The following is a 1,898-nucleotide window of genomic DNA, read 5'->3' on the forward strand; positions in this document are numbered from 1 at the left end:
CGAGGAACCGCTCAGCCTCGATGATCTGGCGCGGTCCGCGATGATAAGTAAATTTCACTTTCTTCGGACCTTCCGCCGCGTCACCGGGGTGACGCCGGGCCGTTTCCTCTCCGCGGTCCGGATCCACGAGGCGAAACACCTGCTCTCCACCACGACGCTGAGCGTGGCCGAGATCAGCGTCCAGGTCGGCTACGGCAGCCTCGGCACCTTCACCCGTCGGTTCACCGAGTGTGTCGGCCTCTCCCCCACCGCCTACCGGCGGGTGGCGCAGGGCGAGCCGCTCCCCGGGGACGGCGAGCCCCGACCGCTGCGCGACCGTCCGGCCGGCAGCCTCTCCGGCACCATCCGGGCCGTCCCGCGGGCCGACTCCCCGGTCCTGGTCGGCGTCTTCGACAGTCCCGTCCCCCGGGGGTTGCCGGTCACCTCGCAGCTGGTCGAGGAGCCGGGGCCGTGGCGGCTGGACCCGGTGCCCGCCGGCCGGTGGTACCTGCTCGCCGCCGCTATCGGGCCGGCCGTGGACGACCGCCACGCGCCGTCGCTGCTCGTGGGCATGTCGGACGAGCTGCGGGTCTGCCCCGGGCGAAACCTGCCGGTCGACCTCACCATCCGCCCGCCGGACTGGCGCTACCCGCCACTGCTGTCGGTGCTGCCCGGCATCGAACGGCTCCGCGTCACGGTCTGACGAGGCTCCGCCCGGGCGGGCCGGCGCTGACCGGCCCGCCCGGGATGCCGGCCGGTCAGCGCCGGTCGCAGCGGGCGGTGCCCACCGGGAACAGCTGCTCCGGAGCGGACTCCAGCGCCATCGAGACGTCGTTGTAGAGCTTGTCCGGCGCCGGCGAGTAGAGATCGTCGCGGCCGATGTGCCGGAACCCGTTGAACAGGTAGGTGCCGGTGAAGACGGCGTGCCCGTCGGTCACCTGCGGGGCGCTGCCGGCGCCCTGGCCCTCCGCGTCGTCGAAGTAGTAGGTGGTGAACTGCTGCGCCGCCGGGTCCCAGCCGTAGACCTGCCGGGCGACGAGCCGCTGGGGGTTGGAGGTGCTCGGCAGCTGGAGCGACCGCAGTTCGTACCAGTGTCCACCCAGGATGGACCGCACCGAGAGATAGGTCGTGTTGGTCATCGCGGGCTGGCCGTGCATCTGGGTGGTGACCTCGCACCTCCAGTCGCCGAGCAGGAAGTCGAGCTGGCTCATCTGGGCGGGCGCGGCGGTGGCGGAGCGGTTCACCGCGGCCCGGTCGTCGGCGAGCGCCGGGAAGCGCTCCGGCGCCGCGTTGCCGGGCGCCGCCGAACCGAGGGCCAGGGCGCCGAGCACCGCCGTCGCGCCGAGCGCCAGTCCACGGCGCAGCCGGGTCCCGCCCGGAACCGCCGCTTTCCGAGAATTCATTCTTCCTCCCGATTGGTGGAAACGTGCGCCGACGCCACTCGACCGCCGCTATTCCGCGCGTCGCGGGAGCGTACGGCCGGGTGCGCCGGCGACGTCCGTTCGCCACGATCGGGAGTAAGCAACGGGAAGATTCGGCCGGCACGAAAAAGTGTCGAACGGGAACGTAATGGGAGCCGATCCGGCGCGTCAAGGCACCCCGTGACGGAAGCCCGACAAGCGCGCGCGGGGCGGGGACCAGGCCGCAGGTACGACCCCCGAGAATCGCTGTGGAACAGGGGTGAGCAGGGGTTGCGCAGCGCTCTCGCGGGGTGGAAGTAGGGGTGCTAGGGGCTATCCGGCCTGATTGTCGATACCTATCCTTGGCGACTGGGCAGAGAATTGTCGGCGCCGATCCCGTCATTTGACGTCAGTCCGGTCCGTCGCTGTCCCTCACAAATGTGGAATTGCGTATCGGGGGATGGCGTGTCTGTCGCCGACCCGTCCACCAGAAGAGGAACGGAAGATGAGGGAAGGCAG

2 protein-coding genes are annotated in these 1,898 nt (G+C 70.9%); one reads left to right on the forward strand and one right to left on the reverse strand.

Translation table 11 applies throughout. The features are described 5' to 3' along the window. Positions 1-40: 40 nt before the first annotated feature. Entirely contained in the window at positions 41-682 is a 642-nt protein-coding gene (locus ACGFI9_RS02690; RefSeq protein WP_393174123.1) for a helix-turn-helix transcriptional regulator, read from the forward strand. 55 nt (positions 683-737) lie between these two features. On the opposite strand, the gene ACGFI9_RS02695 is transcribed toward ACGFI9_RS02690, so the two are convergent. Next, complete coding sequence (locus tag ACGFI9_RS02695) at positions 738-1,382, reverse strand: DUF1579 family protein (protein WP_393174125.1); 645 nt, start codon at positions 1,380-1,382, stop codon at positions 738-740. Between the last annotated feature and the right edge of the window lie 516 nt (positions 1,383-1,898).

Origin of the sequence: Micromonospora sp. NPDC048930 (assembly GCF_043197935.1) — a bacterium.
GTDB lineage: Bacteria > Actinomycetota > Actinomycetes > Mycobacteriales > Micromonosporaceae > Micromonospora.

What these genes read in the sequence shown, in the direction of transcription:
- ACGFI9_RS02695 (WP_393174125.1), bottom strand. Translation starts at nt 1,382, where the DNA reads ATGAATTCTCGGAAAGCGGCGGTTCCGGGCGGGACCCGGCTGCGCCGT.
- ACGFI9_RS02690 (WP_393174123.1), top strand. Translation starts at nt 41, where the DNA reads ATGATAAGTAAATTTCACTTTCTTCGGACCTTCCGCCGCGTCACCGGG.